Here is a 17404-nt window from a genome sequence, read left to right as displayed (position 1 = left end):
GGCCGGAGTGCGGAATCGCCATCGAGGAGGGCAGGGACCATGACGCAGCACGGGATGCGACCGTTTGACGATCGGCTCGCGAACGGTCACGCGCAGCTGAACAACACCGCGGAGCAGCAGGCGCCCCGCCCCGACATGAACTCCATCAACGCCCAGCACCAGGCGCTGCAGGTGCTGACGATGGCGCAGCGCACCGCCGAGGAGCACCTCGACGGCGCGAAGCGCGAGGCGGAGCAGATCCGCGCCGGCGCCCACGCCGAGGCCGGGCAGATCGTGCAGAAGGCCCAGGCGCGCGCCGACGCGCTGCGCGCCGAGGCCGAGAAGATCATCGCCGACGCGCGGGCGCAGGCCGACAGCATCGCCCAGTCGGCGGAGCAGTTCGCCGCCGAGACGGAGCAGAACGCCTCCGACGTCCTGGCCGAGGCGCAGGACCGCTCGGACAAGATCATCCAGCAGGCCCGCGCCAGCGCCCACGAGATCAAGCAGCGCGCCGAGCAGATCTACGAGGACGTCGTCGGTGGCCTGACCGCCAAGCGGCAGGCCCTGCAGCAGCAGATCGAGGCCCTGGAGCGCTTCGACCACGAGTACCGGTCGCGCCTCACCTCGTTCATGCAGCAGCAGATGCGCGCCCTGTGGGTCAGCCAGCCGCAGGTCGAGGCCGACATCGAGGACGCCGAGGCGGTCGCCGGCGAGCTGGTCGCCGGGCCCCGGCACGAGCAGCAGCCCGAGCCGGAGCCGTCGCGCGACGTGTGACCCGCCGTCACTCCCAACGGGTGCCCGCGGGCACCCGAAGGGTGGTGTTGATGCGGTTGAAGAAGTTCGTGACCGCGACCATCAGCACGAGCGCGCCCAGCTGCCGCTCGTCGTAGTGCTTCGCGGCCTCGGCCCAGATCTCGTCGGTGACCGCGCCCGGCCGGTCGGCGAGCCGGGTCGCGGCCTCGGTGAGCGCGAGCGCGGCCCGTTCGGCGTCGTCGAACGTCGGGTGCTCGTACCAGGCGGCGACGGCGAGCAGCTTGTCGGTGCCGATGCCGGCCTTGGCGCCGCTCACACCCCCGGCGTCCACGCAGGCGCTGCAGCCGTTGATCTGGCTCGCCCGCAGGTGCACCAGTTCGAGCGTCTGCCGCGGTACGCCTCCCGCGTACACCTGCTTGTACAGGTGCTGGATCGCGGCGGTGATGTCGGGCTGGGTCGCGGTGTTCTGGATTCGTGGTGTCGTCATGCCATTGCGACGTCCGCCGCGGCCGGAAGGTAACGCGTTACCTTTGCGGTCCCGTGGACGTCGTGATGGTGACACCGCATTGGGGGAACGCCGTGACCGACGAGTTCGATGCTCACCGTCCGTATCTGCACGCCGTCGCGTACCGCATCCTCGGCAGCCACGCCGACGCGGACGACGCCGTGCAGGAGGCGTGGTTGCGGCTGGCCCGGACCGGGTCCGAAGGCATCGACGACCTGCGCGGCTGGCTCACCACGGTCACCTCGCGGATCTGCCTGGACACGTTGCGGGTCCGTGGCCGGCGCGGCGAAGAGCCGCTGGAGCTGCTCGTCGGCTCCCTCTCCGACGACGCGGACCCCTCGCGGGAAGTGCTGCTCGCCGAGTCGGTGGGTCTCGCGCTGTACGTCGTGATGGACGCGCTCACGCCGGCGGAGCGGGTGTCGTTCGTGCTGCACGACGTGTTCGAGGTGCCGTTCGACGCGATCGCCGGCGTCCTCGGGCGCAGCACCGCCGCCACGAAGATGCTCGCCAGCCGCGCCCGGTCCCGCGTGCGTCTCGGCCGCCCCTCAGCCGCCGACCAGGCCGCCGCCCGTCAGGTCATCGACGCGTTCCTCGCCGCCGCCGGGCGGGGCGACGTCGCCGCGCTCCTGACCGTCCTCGCCCCCGACATCGAGCTGCGCGCGGCCGGCACTCTCATCCGCGGCGCTACCGCCGTCGCCACCCAGGCCACGACGTTCGCCCGCCCCGACGCCGTGGTCCATCCCGCGCTCATCGACGGCGTTCCCGGCGTCCTGGTCACGGTCGGCGGCCGCCCGGTGACGGTCATGGCCTTCACCGTCACCAGCGGCGTCGTCACCAGGATCTCGACGCTGACCGACCCGGCCAGGCTCGCCCAGATCGTGCCCTCCTGGGTCGCCTGACCGCCGCCTTTATCCGTCGCTATCCGTCGCTATCCGACTTCATCCGTCGAACGGGTCCCAGTGGGCGGCGTACCGCAGCAGCGAGCGGGCCAGGTCGGGGTGCGCCGCCGCCCAGCGGGTGTCGAAGACGAACCACTGGTCGAAGCCGAAGAAGCTGTCGATGTGCCGGGCGACCTGCGCGATGTGCGGCTCCAGGCTGACCCGCGTCCCGGCGAGCGGCTCGGCCGTCAGGTCCTTGAGCACCCGCTGGTGGATCAGGTCGTGCTCCGCCACGGTGTCGATCCCGGCCGGCTCGGGGTCGTAGCCGCCGAGCCGCGCGAACCGCTCCATCGCCGGCCCGATGTCGCCGTCCTGCGGCCCGACGAGGGCGCGCAGCAGCCGCGCGTCGTGCGGCCAGCCCAGTGCCTCCGGATCGGCGGCGTCGCGCAGGTGCCCGGCGAGCTCCGGCAGCGTCAGCCCGGGGAACGCCACCGCGCCCGCCAGGTCAAGGTTCGTCCCGGTGCCAGGGTGCTGCCAGCAGGTGCGGACCGAGTAGACGCAGTCCGGTCCGGCACCCGCGGGCCGCACGGTCTGCACCGGCACGTCGTGGTCGAAGGCCCCGTCCGACGCTCCCGCGGGCAGCGGCCACCCGTCCCACAGCAGGAACGCGACCCGGTCCGGCGCCGCGGCCACGTCCTCGATGAAGTAGTAGGCCAGGTCGACCTCGTCGTCGTCGGTGCGCACCCGCAACGTGTGCTCGTCGAGCCGGATGAAGGTGCCGTCGTCGTCGCCCTCGACCCAGAGGTGCTCGTCGAGCAGCCCGCGGAGCTCGTCGATTGTGTCGGGGCGGGGCAGGTGCAGCTCCCGCGCCTCCGCGAAGATGGACTCGAGCCCGTAGACCCCGCCGTCGAGCTCGTCGCCGACCCAGCCGTCCGGGTCCTCCTGGTCCCAGCCGCGCCGGAACCACTCCAGCACCGTCGCGTCCGCGACCCTGATCACCTGCTTGCTGAGCGGCGACTCGTCCCGCCACCGGCGCACGAAGTACACGCCGCAGAGCTTATGTCCTTACCGGCGTCAGGACGGGCCTGCCCAGTGGCGGGGCGTCGCGTCCGGGACCAACGGTGATGCGCACATGTGGGGGGTTCCTGTCGGTGTGGGGCCTCTGTGGCTGAGTGGACGCGTTGGCCGGTTCAAACGGTTGCGACCTCGATCGTGACCGGGACCACGTTGGTGAGGACGTCGAGGACGGCCGAGCGGGCCCGGGAGTGCTCGACCAGGTCGCGCAGCTGGTCGGCGGGGGCGTCGCCCGTGACGGTGAAGCGGACGGTGATCTGGCCGAAGCCGTTGCGGACGGCCGGGTCGAGGCCGAGGACGCCGTTGAGGTCGAGGTCGCCGGTGACGGTCGAGCGGACCTCGGTGAGGCGGATGCCGCGGGCCGCGGCGGCGGTCGCCAGGCCGGCGGTGAGGCAGGACGCGAGCGCGTGCAGGACGAGCTCCGGGCCGGCCGGGCCGTTGTCGCGGCCGGCGAGGACGGCCGGGTGGTCGGCGTCGAACTGGAACGTGCGCTCGTGCGTGCGCTCCTCGCCGCCGCCGGAGTAGTCGTGGATCGTGCCGCGGTTGTGGGTGCCGCTGATCCACTCGTTGTGGGCCCGGAACTGGAACGCGGCCGCGGCCGGGTTGCCCCGGACCGCGTCGGCGGTGGCGGAGAGGGCGGTGACGTCCACGCCGTTGCGGCTGGAGTCGTCGCGCGTCGAGGCCATGACTGCGCCCGTTACGAGGCGACGGGACGGCCGAAGGTCACCGCGTCGCGCACGGCGGCCGGGGTCGAGGCGTGCAGCGCCTGGTCCGGGCGGGCGCCGAGCGCGTCGTTGACCGTCGAGAACGCCAGCCGCAGCGCCACGAACACCGTCATCGTGAAGATCTGCGGGTCGCTGAAGCCGGCGTCGCGCAGCACCTGGACGTCCGCCTCGGTGGTGCCGTTCGGGTCGCGGGCGACCTTGCGGGCCCAGCCGGCCATCGCCCGCTCCTCGGAGCTCAGGCCGGCGTCGCTGCCGGTGAGCACCCCGGCGGCGGTCTCCGGTTCGCTGAGCCCGGCCAGCTTGCCGCCCCAGGCGAGCGCGCAGTACGAGTCGCCGAACGCCGACGCGCAGGCGGTGACGAGGATGCCGCGCTGCCGCAGGCTGAGCCGGTCGCCGGCGTTCGCGTTCCGGAGCAGCTCGAACAGCCCCGACAGCGTCTCCGGCTGGTACGCCCACAGGCGCGAGTTGTTCATCACGTACCCGAGCTCGGCGACGTCGTCGTCGAATAGGCGCTGCGCCTCGGCGGTCGGCTCGGGGGTCGCGAGAAAGCCTGCGGTGTCCATGCTGCTCCTGTCCGGTGGTGTACTGACCGCATCAGCTTCGCCGATGGGCCCCGCCGGGTCATCCGTACGTTGCACGGAACCTCCTACGGAGTTTTTGTCAGACCTGCCGGGGAGAATGCGGGCATGAGCGTCGAGGGGCAGGGCCGGGCGGCCGGCGTCACCGATCGCGAGGCGGAGGTGCTGCGCGCGGTCGGGGAGCGGCTGCGCAACCGGGAGATCGCCGAGCGGCTGCACCTGTCGGTGCGGACCGTGGAGAGCCACGTCGCGGCGCTGCTGCGCAAGCTCGGCGTCGCCGACCGGGCGGCGCTGGTCGAGGCCGGTGCCGCGCTGCGCCGTCCGGCCCGCTCCACGCCGGCCCTGCCCGCGCCGCTGACCAGCCTCGTCGGCCGGGACCGGGAGGCCGGCGAGGTCGGGGTGCTGCTGCGCGAGCACCGGCTCGTCACGCTGACCGGGCCGGGTGGGGTCGGCAAGACCCGGCTGGCGTTCCGTGTCGCCACGGGCGTCACGGCCGACGCGGGCGGCGTGGGCGGCGCGGCTGGCGTGGGCGGTGCGGGTGGCGTGGGCGGTGCGGGTGGCGCGGGTGGCGCGGGTCGCGCGGGTGGTGCGGGTGGCGCGGGTGGCGTGGGTGGTGCGGTGTGGCTCGCGGACCTGGCGCCGGTCACCCCGGATCTTGTCGGTGACGTCGTCGCGCGGGCGTTGGGTGTCGTGCCGGAGCCGGGCTGGTCCCTGACCGACATCCTCGGCGACGCCGCCGCCGGCCTGCCGGGTCTGCTGCTCGTCGACAACTGTGAGCACGTCGTGGCGGCCGCCGCCGACGTCGTCGCCACGCTGCTGCGCGCCGGCGGGCCGTTGCGAGTCCTCGCCACCAGCCGCGAGCCCCTCGGCGTGCCCGGCGAGGTCACCTACCAGGTGGACCCCCTCGATGTGCCGGCCTCCCCGGACGCGGCGGACATCGCGGGCAGCGCGGCGGTGCGGCTGTTCGTGGACCGGGCCGCGACCGCCGCGCCGGGGTTCGCCCTGACCGACGGCGTCGCCCCCGCCGTCGCCGCCCTCTGCCGGCGGGTCGACGGCCTGCCGCTCGCGATCGAGCTGGCCGCGTCGCGGCTGCGCACGTTCGGGCCGGCCGAGCTCGTCGAGCACCTCGACCAGCGCTTCGACCTGCTCTCCGCGGGTGCCCGCACCGCCGGTCCGCGGCACCGGACCCTGCGCAGCGCCATCGACTGGAGCTACGAGCTGCTCGACGCCGACGAGCGCGCCCTGTTCGACCGGCTCGGCGCGTTCCCCGCCGACTTCGACTTCGACGCCGTGCAGGCGGTCCACGGCGACGCGCGGGCGGCGGTCAGAGTGCTGCCGGCGCTCGTCGACAAGTCGCTCGTGTCCACTGCCGGCGGGCAGCCGCGCCGGTATCGGCTGCTGGAGACGATCCGGTCCTATGCCGCGGAGCGCCTCTGCGCCGGCGACGCCGAACCCGGCGCGCGCCGCCGCCACGCCGCGCACTTCCTCGCCTTCGGCGAGCGCGCCGCCGAGGGGCTCAGGCACGCCGAGCAGCGGGCGTGGTTCCTGCGCGTCTCGACGGAGCAGCCGAATGTGCGCGCCGCGTTCTCGTACAGTGTGGACACCGGCGACACCGAGTCGGCCTGGCGCTGGATCGCGGCCCTGGAACGGTTCTGGGACCTGGCCGGGCAGCGCCGCGAGGCGCAGGAGTGGATCCAGCGGACCCTGGCCGCCGGCAAGCCGCCCGCGACACCGGCGGCGGTCGCCGGGCTCGCCGCGGCCAGCGCCGTGCTGCACCCCAGCGACGCCGGCACCGCCTTCGACCTCGCCGAGCGGGCGCGGCGGCTCGCCACCGGCCACGACCCGCTGACACGGGCGACCGCCGCCCGCGCGGTCGGCATGTGCTCGACCTGGATCCGGCCGGAGCTGAGCCACCCCGCGCTGCGCGAGGCCCTCGACGGTTTCCCCGAGGACCGGGGGTGGGACCGGGCGCTCACGATGCAAGGTCTCGTGCTGGCATCGCGGGCACTGAGCGAGGCCCTGCAGTGGGGCCGCGACAGCGTCACCCTGTTCCGCCACGCCGGCGACCACGTGTATGCGGCCAACACCCTGTTCATGATGGCGCAGCGGGCCATGGCGGCCGGCGTCGCCGACGACGACATCCACGCCTGGCTGACGCAGAGCCGGGCGATGGCCGAGGCCGCCGGCAGCGAGGCCGACATCGTCCACGCCGACGTCGGCCTCGCCCAGTGGGCGTTCGTCCGCGGCTCCACCGCTCGCGCCGCCGACCTCATGCACGACGTGCTGCCGGCGCTGCGCAGGCTCGGCGACCGCCGCTGCGCGGGACGGGCGCTGTTCGTCCTCGGCGAGCACGCCAGGCGCACCGGCGACCTGCCCCGCGCCGGCGAGCTGCTGCGGGGCTGCGCCGAGGCGGTCCTGGTCGCCGGCCAGTCGGTGGTGCTCGTGCAGTCCCTCGAGGCACTCGCCGCACTCGCCGCCGCGCAGGACCAGCCCCGGCCCGCCGCCATCCTGCTCGGCGCCGCGTATCGCCAGCGCGAGTCGTCCGGCCCCCACCTACGCCCGTCGAAGCCGGCCGACGAGGACCTGCACCGCGACCTCGCGACCACGCTGGGACGCCCGGCCTTCGACGACGCCTACGCCGAAGGCCGCACCCTGACCCCGGCCGACGCCCTGCGCCGCGCATTACCCGAACCCGACGCGTAACGACTCACGCCATCGGCGGACGCCTGCCGCGCCGAGCTCGGCGCCGCTTCGGTTGATCCCGCAGCCAGCGACGGCCATGCCTGCCGCGGCGGCTTGGCAGCGCTTCGATTGACCCCGCAGCCAGCGGCGGCCACGCCTGCTGCGACCGACTCGGCGTCGCTTCGGCTGACCCCCGCAGCCGGCGGTGCCACGCCTGTCACGACCGACTCGGTGCCGCTTCGATTGACCCCGCAGCCAGCGGCGGTCATGCCTTCCGCAACGGCGTGGTGGGACGATGGCTGGGTGAAGCTCGAGTCGCTGCTGCCCGCCGGGGCGCGGTCTCCGGCGGACTACCTCCGGGCGGCGCAGGACCTCCGGCTCGACCAAGCCGGGCTCGACGCGCTCGCGGGTAGCGGGTATTCGTTCGTCCGGATGGCGGTGGCGCGGCGACCGCAGGCCGCTGCCGGCACGCTGGTGCGCGTGCTGGACGGCGACTACGACTGGTGGCAGTTCAACGATCTGCTGCGCGTTGTCGCCGGGCATCCCAATGCCGACCGTGGCGTGCTGCTGCGCGTCCTGCACCATGTCGCAAGGCTGCTCGAGGCGGCGGAGGTCCGGCCGTACGTGGCGGCGTTGACGCTGGCGGGCCGGCACGAGCTCACCGAGGCCGAGGTGCTGCGGCTGGCGGCGTTGCCTGGGAGCTCGCGGCGGCTGCGGCGGCGGCTGCGGACGGTCGTCGCGGGGCGGGGTGGTCAGCTCTTGCCCGGGACGGTCACCCACTTGATGCCCCAGTTGTAGGCGGCGTCGACGGCGTCGTTTCGGTACTGGCCGGGGGCCTGGACGATGTAGCGGGACTCGCGGCGGACGACGAGTTCGCCGTTGATGTTCTCGATGAGGAACAGGGCGGCGGCCCGCGCCATGACGGTGCACTCGTCGAGGCGCATCTCGATCGGGGCGCCGTGCTGGGGGAAGAGGGTGGCGACGGCGTCGAAGCCGGCGAACGAGGTGGCGCCGGCGTAGATGCTCGCGAAGATGAGAATCCGGCGGAACTTGTCGGTGTGGTCGAGGTTGATGACGAGGTTCTCGCCCGCCTCGTTGGCGCCGGTGCGGTCGTCGCCGTTGAGCATGATGTACGGCGGGCGGTCCAGCGCGCCGAAGCTGCCGCCGATCGGGTGGACGATGCCCTTGCGGCCGTCGACGTGTTCGTACAGGCAGCACAGGTCGAGGTCCAGGTCGGGCGGGTGGGCGGTCTTCTGCTTGCCGAAGAGGCCGCGCTTGCCGAGGGAGCGCATGCTCCAGTTGAGGTTGACCCGCAGCGACCCGGACCGGCCGCCCTGCTTGGTGAGCGACACCGTCGGCGCCTGCCTGGTCAGTGTCACCTTCGTCAACCGCACCGGCGCGGCGGGAGCCGCAGGTGCGACGATCGACGGCTCCACCCGGCCCAGGTCCACGAACACCGTGTCGGTGACCTGGTTCCCCGCGGTCGCCTTCCCCTCGTGCCGGACCGCCCCGGCCGGGTGCGCCGGCTGGTTGTAGAACACGAAGTCGTTGTCGTCCCGGACCTTGCCGTTGACCAGCAGCAGCGCCGAACCGCCGGCGTCGGGCACGCCGGCGCCGGACCGCCATCCCACGACCGCGCGGACCGCCGGCGCCTGTACCGGCAGGTTGGCGCCCTTGCGCATCGACATAGTGAAACCCCTCCCCGTAGGGGGCAATTTGCCCAAACGTCATCCGGCCACCCGCCACCGCCCTCACCCTGTAAGCAGTGAGGCCGGACCGTGTCGTTACATCGTTTGGCCGGCAATGACGGCGGGGAGGGCGCCGGGTGAGGTGGCCGTGCGGCCGGTGGTTCGCTGGTACCGGGCGACGAGGTCGTTGTGGCGCGAACGGTGCCACAGGCGGCGGTCCGCGCGGAGGATCAGGTTGCGCCGCGGCGGCGGGAAGGACCGGCCGAGGTCGGCGAGGAGCCCGGCGATGTCCACGCCGGCGGTGTCGAGCGTCCAGGCGGCGCCGGGGTCGAGCGCGGTGAGCGCGAACGCGAGATGCTCCGTGCGGTGGTCCCGCTCGCGGCGGGCGAGGGCGAGCCGGAGCGACGCCTCGAAGGCCGCCTGCGCGTCGAGCCCCATCGGCGGCCGCTTCTGCGCGGACCACCGCCGCGCCTTCGCGGCGCCGAGGGGCAGCAGCGGCTCCCGCCAGGTGACCCGGTCGAGGGCCGTCGGGGTGACACCCTCGAGGAGCCGGTCGATGTCGAGCCCGAGCGACGCGAGGACCTGGCGGTCGTCGGCGACGCCGGCGCCCAGCGGCGCGGCCCGGCACGCGGCGTCGAGGATCGCGGGCTCGGTCGCGCCGTGCCGGGCGAGCACCGCGGCGACCTCGTCGGTGCCGGTGGTGAGCGCGAGCAGCAGGTGCTCGCTGCCGGTGCGGGGGTGGCCGAGCTCGCGGGCCCGCAGCACGGCGCAGCCCACGGTCCGGCACAGGTCGGGATGGCTACCGCGGAACATCAGTCCTCCTCGCGACGACGATGCGATCGGTGATGGCGATCAGTGGCGGCGACCGGCGTTCGCGGTCGACGGTGGCAGCGGCGCATCAGTCGTCGCCGGTGCCGCGGTGCTTGCGGTGCACGGTCTGCTTGGTGACGCCGAGCCGCAGCGCGATGTCCTGCCACGACCATCCGTCCCGGCGGGCGGCGGCGACCCGCTCGGCCTCCAGCTGCTCGGTCAGGCGGCGCAGGCGGGCGACGGCCCGCAGTGCGACGTCGTGGTCGCTGTCGTGCGCGGCGCGACCGAGCTCGTCGATCACGGTCATACCGTCAGCATAAGCTGACGACGCGGAAATCGTCAACATGTGCTGACGCCAACCGGGGACGACAGGCGTGCAGCGCGCCGGGCTTCGCTGTACACAGGCCGCAAACGCCAACGGCACGTGCCGACCCCGACGTGAGGCGCCGGCACGTGCCACGGCTCCAGAGATCAGCCGGCGCGGACCTCGGCGGCGGCCGCGACGAGATGCCGCAGGGACGCCTCGACCTCGGCGTAGCCGCGGGTCTTCAGGCCGCAGTCGGGGTTGACCCACAGCCGCCGGGCCGGGACGGCCGCGACCGCGTGGCGCAGTGCCTCGGCCATCTCCTCGCGCGACGGCACCCGCGGCGAGTGGATGTCCCACACCCCGGGTCCGACGCCGCGCCGGTACCCGGCGGCGGCGAGGTCGCCGAGGACCTCCATCTTCGACCGGGACGCCTCGATGCTGGTGACGTCGGCGTCGAGGGCGTCGATCGCGGTGATGACGTCGCCGAACTCGGAGTAGCACAGGTGGGTGTGGATCTGCGTGTCGTCGGCGACGCCGCTGGTCGCGAGCCGGAACGCGCCGACCGCCCAGTCCAGGTACGCCCCCTGCGCCGCCCGGCGCAGCGGCAGCGTCTCGCGCAGCGCCGGCTCGTCCACCTGGATCACCCGGATCCCGGCGGCCTCGAGGTCCCGGCACTCGTCGCGCAGGGCGAGCGCGACCTGGTCGGCGGTGGCGGCGAGCGGCTGGTCAGTGCGGACGAACGACCATGCGAGGACGGTGACCGGGCCGGTGAGCATCCCCTTGACGGGCCGGGTGGTCAGCGACTGGGCGAACGTGGCCCACCCGACCGTCATCGGCGCCCTGCGGGCCACGTCGCCGTGCAGGATCGGCGGGCGGACGCAGCGGGAGCCGTACGACTGCACCCAGCCGTGCTCGGTGGCGGCGAACCCGGACAGCTGCTCGGCGAAGTACTGCACCATGTCGTTGCGCTCCGGCTCGCCGTGCACGAGCACGTCCAGGCCGAGGTCCTCCTGCAGCCGGACGACCCGCCGGACCTCGGCCCGCATCAGCGCGGTGTAGCCCTCGTCGTCGAGGGTGCCGGCGGCCAGCGCGGCGCGGGCCCCGCGCAGCTCGGCGGTCTGCGGAAACGAGCCGATCGTGGTCGTCGGCAGGTCGGGCAGCCCGAGCAGTTCCTGCTGGCGGGCGGCGCGGGCGGTGGAGTCGCCGCGCCGCCGGTCGGCGGCGGTGAGGGCGGCGAGCCGGGCGCGCACCTCGTCGTGCCGCCACGCCGCCGGGGGCGGGGGCAGCGGCGCGGGCAGGTGGGCCGTGCCGTCGCGCAGCGCGCGGCCGAGGAGCACGACCTCGTCGACCTTCTGCCGCGCGAACGCGAGCCGCTCGTGCAGGCCCGGGTCGAGGCGGGTCTCGACGGACAGGTCCACCGGCACGTGCAGCAGCGAGCAGGACGTGGACACCGCCACGTGGTCGGCCAGGCCGGCGACGACCGCCCCGGCGGCGACCGCGGCGCGCAGGTCGGTGCGCCAGACGTTGTGGCCGTCGACGAGCCCCGCGACGATCGTCCTGCCGCCCAGGGGTCCGGCGGCCGCGAGCCGGTCGAGGTTGCCGGGGCCGGCGACGAGATCGAGGCCGATCGCCTCGACCGGCGTGTCCAGCAGGGCCGGCAGGGCGTCGCCGATCTCGCCGAAGTACGTGGCGACGAAGAGTTTCGGCCGGGCCCTGAGCGCGCCGAGCCGGGAGTAGGCGCGGCGCAGCGCGTCGATCTCGTCCGGGCCGCGGTCGGTGGCGTAGGCGGGCTCGTCCAGCTGCACCCACGAGACACCCGCATCCGCGAGGGCGGCGAGGATCTCGGCGTAGACGCCGACCAGGTCGTCGAGCCGGGCGAACGGGTCGTCGCCCTTGGCCAGCAGCAGGAACGTGGCCGGTCCGACCAGCACCGGCCGGGTCTCGAGGCCCAGGGCGCGGGCCTCGGCGTGCTCCCGCAGCGCCTTGGCCGGGTCGGCGGCGAAGACGGTGTCGGGTCCGATCTCGGGCACCAGGTAGTGGTAGTTGGTGCCGAACCACTTCGTCAGTTCGAGCGCCGGCTCGGCGTCCACGCCGCGGGCCATGGCGAAGTACGTGTCGAGCTTCGACAGCCCGAGCGCGGTGAACCGCGTGGGTGTCGCCCCGACCGCGACGGCGGTGTCGAGGACGTGGTCGTAGTAGGAGAACGTGTTCGACGGGATCGCCGCGAGGCGGGCGTTGCGCAGCGTCTGCCACACGTCGGCGCGCAGCGTCGCCGCCGTGCGCTCCAGGGTGTCCTCGTCGATGGTGCCGGCCCAGTAGGCCTCGACGGCCCGCTTCAGCTCGCGGTTCCCGCCGATGCGCGGGTAGCCGAGCACGGTGCTCAGCCCGAATGTGGTGCTCATGTGTCCCCTCGGTGCACAGTCACGACGGCCGGACTGGCACGGGGGGACGCCACCGGCCGCGCGGCGGCGCGCCGCGTGGGCCGGTCGATGGCGTCGGCCGTCCCGCGCGGCCTCCGACCACCGCACGCCGGGCGGCGCGCGGTGCGCTGGCAGGTCTTCGGACTCGCGGGCGTGACCCTGGATGTCGTCCAGGGTCGCCTACTGGCCGTCGCTTCCCAGGCCTCGCGGCCCAGTGCTCAATGACGGCGGTCGTTCCCACTCACCGCTGCGGGGCAGTCCCGGATTCGCACCGGATTCCCTGTTGCCACGGCCGGTCCCGGGGGACCGGCCGAACCAGCTGCACTCATCACCATACATACGCACCGCCGCGGGAGCGGGTGTCGGCTGCGTCACTGGTGCGTGGGGTCGCTCCAGCGGCCGATGCTGCGGGAGCGGACCGGCTCGATGAACCGCGGCGCGGCGCTGTGCGGGAAGCCCTCGCCCCAGTTGGTGGCGTCGCCGTGCATCTGCACGCGGGCGTTGTCGGTATACCAGTCGACGAGGTCCGCGTCGGAGCGCACGATCCACGTGCAGCCGGCCTCGGCGTCGGCGGTGAAGTCGCCGTGGCGGATCAGCGGCGGGCGCCAGAAGTACGTGCCGGGCCACATCTTGCCGAAGTTGTAGTCGAAGCCGCCGTCGAGGCAGTACGCCTCCTCGGAGCACGGGTGGTGTGCGAGCGGCACCTCCCGCCAGCCGGGCTTGGCCTTGATGAGCCGGGTGTAGAAGCCGGTCTTCTCGTCGCGGTGCAGCAGCTTGATGAACAGGCCCGGCACCGGCGTGCCGCCGAGGTCGAAGCGCATCGGGGAGCCGTCCTTGACGTCGATCCACGGCATCCGGGCGCTGTCGAGCACGACGAGCTTCTGGTCGGGCCGCACGGTTTCACGGTCCTTGGTCTCAGGGTGGAAGTGCCAGTCGCCGTACTCGCGGAACAGCAGGATCTCCGTGCCGGCCGCCGCCTTGACCGGCGGGGTCCACACACCGGCGGGCGCGGTCCAGTAGCCCTCCGGCCCGAGGACGGTGTCGCCGATGACGACCTCGCCGGACAGCACGAACCATTCGGTGTCCGCGTCGTGTACGCCGGCCGGCCGCGACCAGTCGCCGGTGAAGCGGACCTTCAGCGAGGCCGACCCGTCCTCCTCGTCGTAGCTGAGGTTGCGCTGCTCGGCGGTGCCGGTGGCGTGCTGGAACTCGGCGAGGTGCCAGATCAGGTCACGCTCGTCGACGATCTCCACGTGCGGGCGCATGGGTGCCTCCAGGCTCGGCAGCAGTTTCCGGTGCGGAATGTATCGCTTAATAGTTTCGCGTACAAGGTGTACCGTCAACGCTCGTGACCCGACCTGGCCGACCCGCCGGCCCCACCTCCGACACCGAGACCGTCGTGCTGACCGCGGCCCTGGAGCTGCTGCTGGCCGAGGGTGCGGCGGCGCTGACCGCGCAGCGGCTGCACCAGGTCACCGGCGTGTCCCGGTCGACCATCTACCGGCACTGGCCCACGCCCGGCGCGGTGCTCGCCGCGCTGATCGACGTCGCGCCGCTGCCGCCCGGCGCGCCGACCGGCGAGCCGGCGCAGGACCTGCACGCCGCCGTCGACCAGCTGTGCGACCGGCTCCGCGACCGGCCCGTCGGCGCGTTCCTGCAGGCCCTCGTCGTTGCCGCCGCCTCCGACCCGGCGGCGGTGCCGCTGCGCCAGCGGTACGTCACCGACCTCCTGGCGCCGTTCCACACCGTGCTGCGCGCCGCGGGCGCCCCGGTGAAGGACCGCGAGGACGCGGTCGCCGCGATCGTCTCGCCGCTCCTGCTCGACGCGCTGCTGCTGGACCGCCCCGCCGCCCGCGCGCGGGCACACCGCATGGTCTCCGTCGTCTGTCAGGAGTTGAGCGCATGACCAACGCCGTCGGGCCGCGCGCCGTCTTCGGCATCATCGTCCCCAGCACCAACACCGTCGTCGAGCACGACTACTGGAGCGCCCGGGTGCCGGGGGTGGCGTTCCGCGCCGGCTCCATGCACATCCCGAACCCCGCGATGGGCGACGACGCCGGCTTCGAGGCGCTGCTGGTCCAGATCCGCGCTTCCATCGACACCGCCGTGCGCGACGCCCTCACCGCCGAGCCCGACCGCATGGTCATGGGCATGTCCGCCGAGACGTTCTGGGGCGGCGTGGAGGGCAACGCCGCGTTCGAGGACCGCCTGCGTGCCCGCACCGGCCTCCCGGTCACCACCGGCGCCGGCTCGTGCCGCGCCGCCCTGCGGGAGCTCGGCTGCCACCGGATCGCGGTGTTCTCGCCGTACCAGCCGATCGCCGACCGCGAAGTCGGCCGGTTCTTCACCGAGGCGGGGTTCGACGTCGCCGCCATCACGGGCCTGCGCTGCCCGACCGCGACGGACATCGCCCGCGTCCCCTCCGCACGCCTCCGCGCCGTCGTCGCCGAGCTCGACGCCCCGGACGTCGACGCGATCGTGCAGGTCGGCACCAACCTGTCGTTCGTCGCCCTCGCCGACACCCTGGAGGAGGAGCTCGGCAAGCCGGTCATCGCCATCAACGCCGCCACCCTCTGGCACGCCCTGCGCTCCCACGGCCTCCCCGACCAGCTCCCCGGCGCGGGCCGCCTGCTCCGCTCCCACTGACCGGCAGGACTTCACGTCCACCGCCGCAGCGGGGCGCTGCCGACGGAATGCATGCGTCCTGCACTCGCACCTGGTCACCCTGGACGGCAGGATCCCGGCCGAACAATCAGGGAGCGGTCAACATCGACGCGACGCAGAAATTCATCATCGTCATGCTCTTCGTCTGGGCGCTGTGGGCGGCGTACGCCTGCTTCAGGGCGCTCCAGCGGGTGTATGCCGGGCACCACACGTCGGTCGACATCGGCAGGGCCGCCATGCTGTTCGTCGTCTTGAGCGTCATGGTCTACGCCCTCGTCATCTGCTTCACCGCCTGACGAGCGACCGTCCACGTCCGTCGCTGACCTCCTCGGGCAGCGTCGGACCGCCCTTCGAAACCGGTCCCGCTCTCCCGAGGGTACTCATTACCTTGAATGCGACCTGACCCCGCCAGGAAGGGCGTGCTCGTGATGGGTTTGCGTAAACCGCCGCCGGGCACCGGCCAGATGATCGTCGGAGCGGGCTCGAACCGCTGCGTCGACGTCTCCGGCGGCCGCGACACCGACGGCACGAAGATCCAGCTGTGGGACTGCCACAGCGGACCGGAGGTCCGCTGGACCTGGCGCGGGCAGCAGCTGGTCAACGCGCGCACCGGCAAGTGTCTGGACATCACCGGCAACGGCACGGCCGAGGGCACCAAGGTGCAGCTGTGGACCTGCGACACCGCCGGCGGCCAGCTGTGGCAGCTCGTGAACGGCAACCTACGCAACCCCGCAGTCGGGCAAGTGCCTGGACGCGGACGCCTGGGGGACCGCGAACGGCACACAGCTGATCATCTGGTTCTGCGGCACCAGCCAGTCCAACCAGACCTGGCGGTTCCAGCCGTGACCGTGCCTGTCCTGTGCTTGTCTCGGGGCCGCGTCACGACGGGACGCGGCCCCAGGCGGAGATCATGGGGGAGGTGGCGAGGTCGAGGAGGCCGGCCTCGATGTTGGCGAGGTGCTGGTCGATCTCGGCGTCGGTGGCGAGGCCGGCCCTGGTCAGGGACGCGCGGATCTGGCGGGTGGTGGCGTGCTCCAGAGCGGCGCAGGCGGGCCCGGTGACGGGGAAGTACGCGTCGGCGGCGACGTCGACGAGGCCCGCCTCGCGCAGCAGGCGCGGCAGGGTGCGCCCGTAGGCGAGGTCGACGCCGCGGGCGGCCATGAGCGTGCGGAAGTCGTGCTTGAGCTTGTTCGCGAGGCGCTGCGGCGGGGCGTGCTCGTCGGGGCAGACGAGGGGCTGCAACGACGGGTCCGCCTCCTCGATCAGGAGCCAGCCGCCGGGCCGTACCGACGCCATCATCGCGGCGAGAGCGCTGGCGCGCTGCGGGACGTGGACGAGGACCAGGCCGGCACGCTCGTGCCGCCGGCGCCGACCTCCCAGCACCGCCAGCCGGCCCGGATGCCCAGGGCGTCGATGTGGCGGAACGTGGACGGGTCGAACAGCGCCTCCAGGGCGGTGAAGCGGGCGCCCGCCTCCGGCTGCTGGTTGTCGAGCAGGTACCCACCGCCGTCCGTCACGCCCGCATCATCGCACCATCCGCCGATGTTGATGGCGCCGCGTCCTTCGCCGCAGCCGCCCGTGCGGTCGTACAGTGGGTCGGTGCCGACCGCCGCTTTCGTCTGCCGCGTCGAGCTCTCGCCACCGCTGGCACATGTGACGGTGAAGGGCCGCATCGACCCGCACACCACACCGGAGCTGCGGCGCAGCGTGCTGGGCACGCTCGCCGCCGAGCCGGACGCCGTCCTCATCGACCTGGCCGGCGTCACCGGCACCGAGCCGATCGCGCTGACCGCGTTCGTGCCGCTCGCCCGGGCGGCGGCCGCGTGGCCGGGCGCCGACCTCGTGCACCACTCCGCGTCGCCGGCGCTCGCCCGGGAGCTCGAGGACCTCGCGATCGGCCGGCACGTGCCGCTCGCCGCGGACCGGGCGGCGGCGGAGGCCCTCGCCGCGGGCCGGAGCCGGCCGGTGCAGGTGCGGTGGGAGATCCCCGAGGGGCCGGATGCCCTCTCCGGCGCCCGGGACGTGGTGCGGATGCTGTGCGCGCGGGAGGGGCTGAGCGCGCTGGCCGAGCACGCCGAGCTGGTCGTCATGGAGCTCGTGGTCAACGCGCTGGAGCACGGTGTGGGTCCGCGCACGGCACTGGCGTCGGTGCACCGGCGCCGGCTGCACCTGGCGGTGCGCGACCACTCCCCGGCGATGCCCCGCCTCGGCGGCGCGGCCGGGACCGAGGCCGGTAGCGGCGGTCGCGGGCTGGTGATCGTCGAGGCGTTCACGACCGCGTGGGGCGCCACCCCGACCCCCGACGGCAAGATCGTGTGGTGCACGCTCGGCGGGTAGCGGA

19 protein-coding genes, 2 pseudogenes and 1 riboswitch are annotated in these 17404 nt (G+C 73.7%); of the genes and pseudogenes, 10 read left to right on the top strand and 11 right to left on the bottom strand.

The annotated features are described in order from the left end of the window. Positions 1–54: 54 nt before the first annotated feature. A complete protein-coding gene (locus ABZ321_RS26710) occupies positions 55–753 on the top strand; it encodes a hypothetical protein (protein WP_344505575.1) in 699 nt (232 codons plus the stop codon). Between the two features lie 7 nt (positions 754–760). Here the strand turns inward: ABZ321_RS26710 and ABZ321_RS26705 are convergent, their stop codons facing one another. Then, positions 761–1219 (bottom strand): carboxymuconolactone decarboxylase family protein, encoded by a 459-nt coding sequence (locus tag ABZ321_RS26705; RefSeq protein WP_354895932.1) that lies wholly within the window; start codon positions 1217–1219, stop codon positions 761–763. A 92-nt stretch (positions 1220–1311) separates the two neighbouring features. On the opposite strand from ABZ321_RS26705, the gene ABZ321_RS26700 reads away from it, so the two are divergent. Next, positions 1312–2136, top strand: a complete 825-nt coding sequence (locus tag ABZ321_RS26700; protein ID WP_354895929.1) for a sigma-70 family RNA polymerase sigma factor — start codon at positions 1312–1314, stop codon at positions 2134–2136. Between the two features lie 39 nt (positions 2137–2175). Here the strand turns inward: ABZ321_RS26700 and ABZ321_RS26695 are convergent, their stop codons facing one another. The 3 genes from ABZ321_RS26695 to ABZ321_RS26685 form a co-directional block, all read right to left on the bottom strand. Next, positions 2176–3162 (bottom strand): hypothetical protein, encoded by a 987-nt coding sequence (locus ABZ321_RS26695; protein ID WP_354895926.1) that lies wholly within the window; start codon positions 3160–3162, stop codon positions 2176–2178. 143 nt (positions 3163–3305) lie between these two features. Further along, the gene (locus ABZ321_RS26690; RefSeq protein WP_354895924.1) at positions 3306–3875 is read right to left on the bottom strand and encodes an OsmC family protein; all 570 of its coding nucleotides are present in this window, start codon (positions 3873–3875) and stop codon (positions 3306–3308) included. Between the two features lie 11 nt (positions 3876–3886). After that, a complete protein-coding gene (locus ABZ321_RS26685) occupies positions 3887–4477 on the bottom strand; it encodes a hypothetical protein (RefSeq protein ID WP_344505569.1) in 591 nt (196 codons plus the stop codon). A gap of 123 nt (positions 4478–4600) precedes the next feature. Here ABZ321_RS26685 and ABZ321_RS26680 point away from each other — a divergent pair, with 123 nt between their 5' ends. Together ABZ321_RS26680 and ABZ321_RS26675 are read left to right on the top strand one after the other, a co-directional pair. Beyond that, entirely contained in the window at positions 4601–7195 is a 2595-nt protein-coding gene (locus ABZ321_RS26680; RefSeq protein WP_354895921.1) for a LuxR C-terminal-related transcriptional regulator, read from the top strand. Between the two features lie 282 nt (positions 7196–7477). Continuing rightward, entirely contained in the window at positions 7478–7972 is a 495-nt protein-coding gene (locus tag ABZ321_RS26675; RefSeq protein ID WP_344505565.1) for a hypothetical protein, read from the top strand. Here the strand turns inward: ABZ321_RS26675 and ABZ321_RS26670 are convergent. From ABZ321_RS26670 to ABZ321_RS26650, 5 genes are all read right to left on the bottom strand, one after another. Continuing rightward, a complete protein-coding gene (locus tag ABZ321_RS26670; protein WP_354895916.1) occupies positions 7927–8862 on the bottom strand; it encodes a TerD family protein in 936 nt (311 codons plus the stop codon). The genes ABZ321_RS26675 and ABZ321_RS26670 overlap by 46 nt on opposite strands. 96 nt (positions 8863–8958) lie before the next feature. Then, the gene (locus ABZ321_RS26665; protein ID WP_354895913.1) at positions 8959–9675 is read right to left on the bottom strand and encodes a Clp protease N-terminal domain-containing protein; all 717 of its coding nucleotides are present in this window, start codon (positions 9673–9675) and stop codon (positions 8959–8961) included. 85 nt (positions 9676–9760) lie between these two features. Then, entirely contained in the window at positions 9761–9979 is a 219-nt protein-coding gene (locus ABZ321_RS26660; protein ID WP_344505561.1) for a helix-turn-helix domain-containing protein, read from the bottom strand. A gap of 164 nt (positions 9980–10143) precedes the next feature. Beyond that, a complete protein-coding gene (gene metE / locus ABZ321_RS26655; RefSeq protein WP_354895910.1) occupies positions 10144–12381 on the bottom strand; it encodes a 5-methyltetrahydropteroyltriglutamate--homocysteine S-methyltransferase in 2238 nt (745 codons plus the stop codon). Positions 12382–12511: 130 nt separating this feature from the next. Next, positions 12512–12734: riboswitch (cobalamin riboswitch) on the bottom strand. Positions 12735–12770: 36 nt separating this feature from the next. After that, positions 12771–13664: a DUF4437 domain-containing protein gene (locus tag ABZ321_RS26650; protein ID WP_354895907.1), complete on the bottom strand. Its 894-nt coding sequence runs from the start codon at positions 13662–13664 to the stop codon at positions 12771–12773. An 83-nt stretch (positions 13665–13747) separates the two neighbouring features. On the opposite strand from ABZ321_RS26650, the gene ABZ321_RS26645 reads away from it, so the two are divergent. From ABZ321_RS26645 to ABZ321_RS26625, 5 genes and pseudogenes are all read left to right on the top strand, one after another. Further along, positions 13748–14305 carry a TetR/AcrR family transcriptional regulator C-terminal ligand-binding domain-containing protein gene (locus tag ABZ321_RS26645; RefSeq protein WP_354895905.1) on the top strand — a complete coding sequence of 186 codons (558 nt, stop codon included), beginning with the start codon at positions 13748–13750 and terminating at the stop codon, positions 14303–14305. Next, a complete protein-coding gene (locus ABZ321_RS26640; protein ID WP_354895902.1) occupies positions 14302–15045 on the top strand; it encodes an arylmalonate decarboxylase in 744 nt (247 codons plus the stop codon). Before ABZ321_RS26645 ends, ABZ321_RS26640 begins: the two co-directional genes overlap by 4 nt. A gap of 152 nt (positions 15046–15197) precedes the next feature. After that, positions 15198–15359: a hypothetical protein gene (locus ABZ321_RS26635; RefSeq protein WP_354895899.1), complete on the top strand. Its 162-nt coding sequence runs from the start codon at positions 15198–15200 to the stop codon at positions 15357–15359. 96 nt (positions 15360–15455) lie between these two features. Beyond that, positions 15456–15794: pseudogene (locus tag ABZ321_RS26630) on the top strand (RICIN domain-containing protein); the annotation flags it as partial. A 13-nt stretch (positions 15795–15807) separates the two neighbouring features. After that, positions 15808–15909 (top strand): annotated as a pseudogene (locus ABZ321_RS26625) (hypothetical protein); the annotation flags it as partial. A gap of 33 nt (positions 15910–15942) precedes the next feature. Here the strand turns inward: ABZ321_RS26625 and ABZ321_RS26620 are convergent. Then, on the bottom strand, positions 15943–16362 hold the full coding sequence (locus ABZ321_RS26620; RefSeq protein WP_354895896.1) for a hypothetical protein: 420 nt from the start codon (positions 16360–16362) through the stop codon (positions 15943–15945). After that, positions 16359–16580, bottom strand: a complete 222-nt coding sequence (locus ABZ321_RS26615; protein ID WP_354895894.1) for a hypothetical protein — start codon at positions 16578–16580, stop codon at positions 16359–16361. Before ABZ321_RS26615 ends, ABZ321_RS26620 begins: the two co-directional genes overlap by 4 nt. An 82-nt stretch (positions 16581–16662) precedes the next feature. On the opposite strand from ABZ321_RS26615, the gene ABZ321_RS26610 reads away from it, so the two are divergent. Further along, entirely contained in the window at positions 16663–17400 is a 738-nt protein-coding gene (locus tag ABZ321_RS26610) for an ATP-binding protein (protein WP_354895891.1), read from the top strand. Positions 17401–17404: the final 4 nt, after the last annotated feature.

Origin of the sequence: Dactylosporangium sp. NPDC006015, from assembly GCF_040614215.1 — a bacterium.
GTDB lineage: Bacteria > Actinomycetota > Actinomycetes > Mycobacteriales > Micromonosporaceae > Dactylosporangium > Dactylosporangium maewongense.
The sequence above is the reverse complement of the archived record's forward strand: the minus strand, read 5'-3'. Positions and strand labels throughout refer to the sequence as shown.

What these genes read in the sequence shown, in the direction of transcription:
- ABZ321_RS26710 (WP_344505575.1), top strand. Translation starts at nt 55, where the DNA reads ATGCGACCGTTTGACGATCGGCTCGCGAACGGTCACGCGCAGCTGAAC.
- ABZ321_RS26705 (WP_354895932.1), bottom strand. Translation starts at nt 1,219, where the DNA reads ATGACGACACCACGAATCCAGAACACCGCGACCCAGCCCGACATCACC.
- ABZ321_RS26690 (WP_354895924.1), bottom strand. Translation starts at nt 3,875, where the DNA reads ATGGCCTCGACGCGCGACGACTCCAGCCGCAACGGCGTGGACGTCACC.
- ABZ321_RS26685 (WP_344505569.1), bottom strand. Translation starts at nt 4,477, where the DNA reads ATGGACACCGCAGGCTTTCTCGCGACCCCCGAGCCGACCGCCGAGGCG.
- ABZ321_RS26680 (WP_354895921.1), top strand. Translation starts at nt 4,601, where the DNA reads ATGAGCGTCGAGGGGCAGGGCCGGGCGGCCGGCGTCACCGATCGCGAG.
- ABZ321_RS26670 (WP_354895916.1), bottom strand. Translation starts at nt 8,862, where the DNA reads ATGTCGATGCGCAAGGGCGCCAACCTGCCGGTACAGGCGCCGGCGGTC.
- ABZ321_RS26665 (WP_354895913.1), bottom strand. Translation starts at nt 9,675, where the DNA reads ATGTTCCGCGGTAGCCATCCCGACCTGTGCCGGACCGTGGGCTGCGCC.
- ABZ321_RS26660 (WP_344505561.1), bottom strand. Translation starts at nt 9,979, where the DNA reads ATGACCGTGATCGACGAGCTCGGTCGCGCCGCGCACGACAGCGACCAC.
- metE (WP_354895910.1), bottom strand. Translation starts at nt 12,381, where the DNA reads ATGAGCACCACATTCGGGCTGAGCACCGTGCTCGGCTACCCGCGCATC.
- ABZ321_RS26650 (WP_354895907.1), bottom strand. Translation starts at nt 13,664, where the DNA reads ATGCGCCCGCACGTGGAGATCGTCGACGAGCGTGACCTGATCTGGCAC.
- ABZ321_RS26640 (WP_354895902.1), top strand. Translation starts at nt 14,302, where the DNA reads ATGACCAACGCCGTCGGGCCGCGCGCCGTCTTCGGCATCATCGTCCCC.
- ABZ321_RS26635 (WP_354895899.1), top strand. Translation starts at nt 15,198, where the DNA reads ATGCTCTTCGTCTGGGCGCTGTGGGCGGCGTACGCCTGCTTCAGGGCG.
- ABZ321_RS26620 (WP_354895896.1), bottom strand. Translation starts at nt 16,362, where the DNA reads ATGATGGCGTCGGTACGGCCCGGCGGCTGGCTCCTGATCGAGGAGGCG.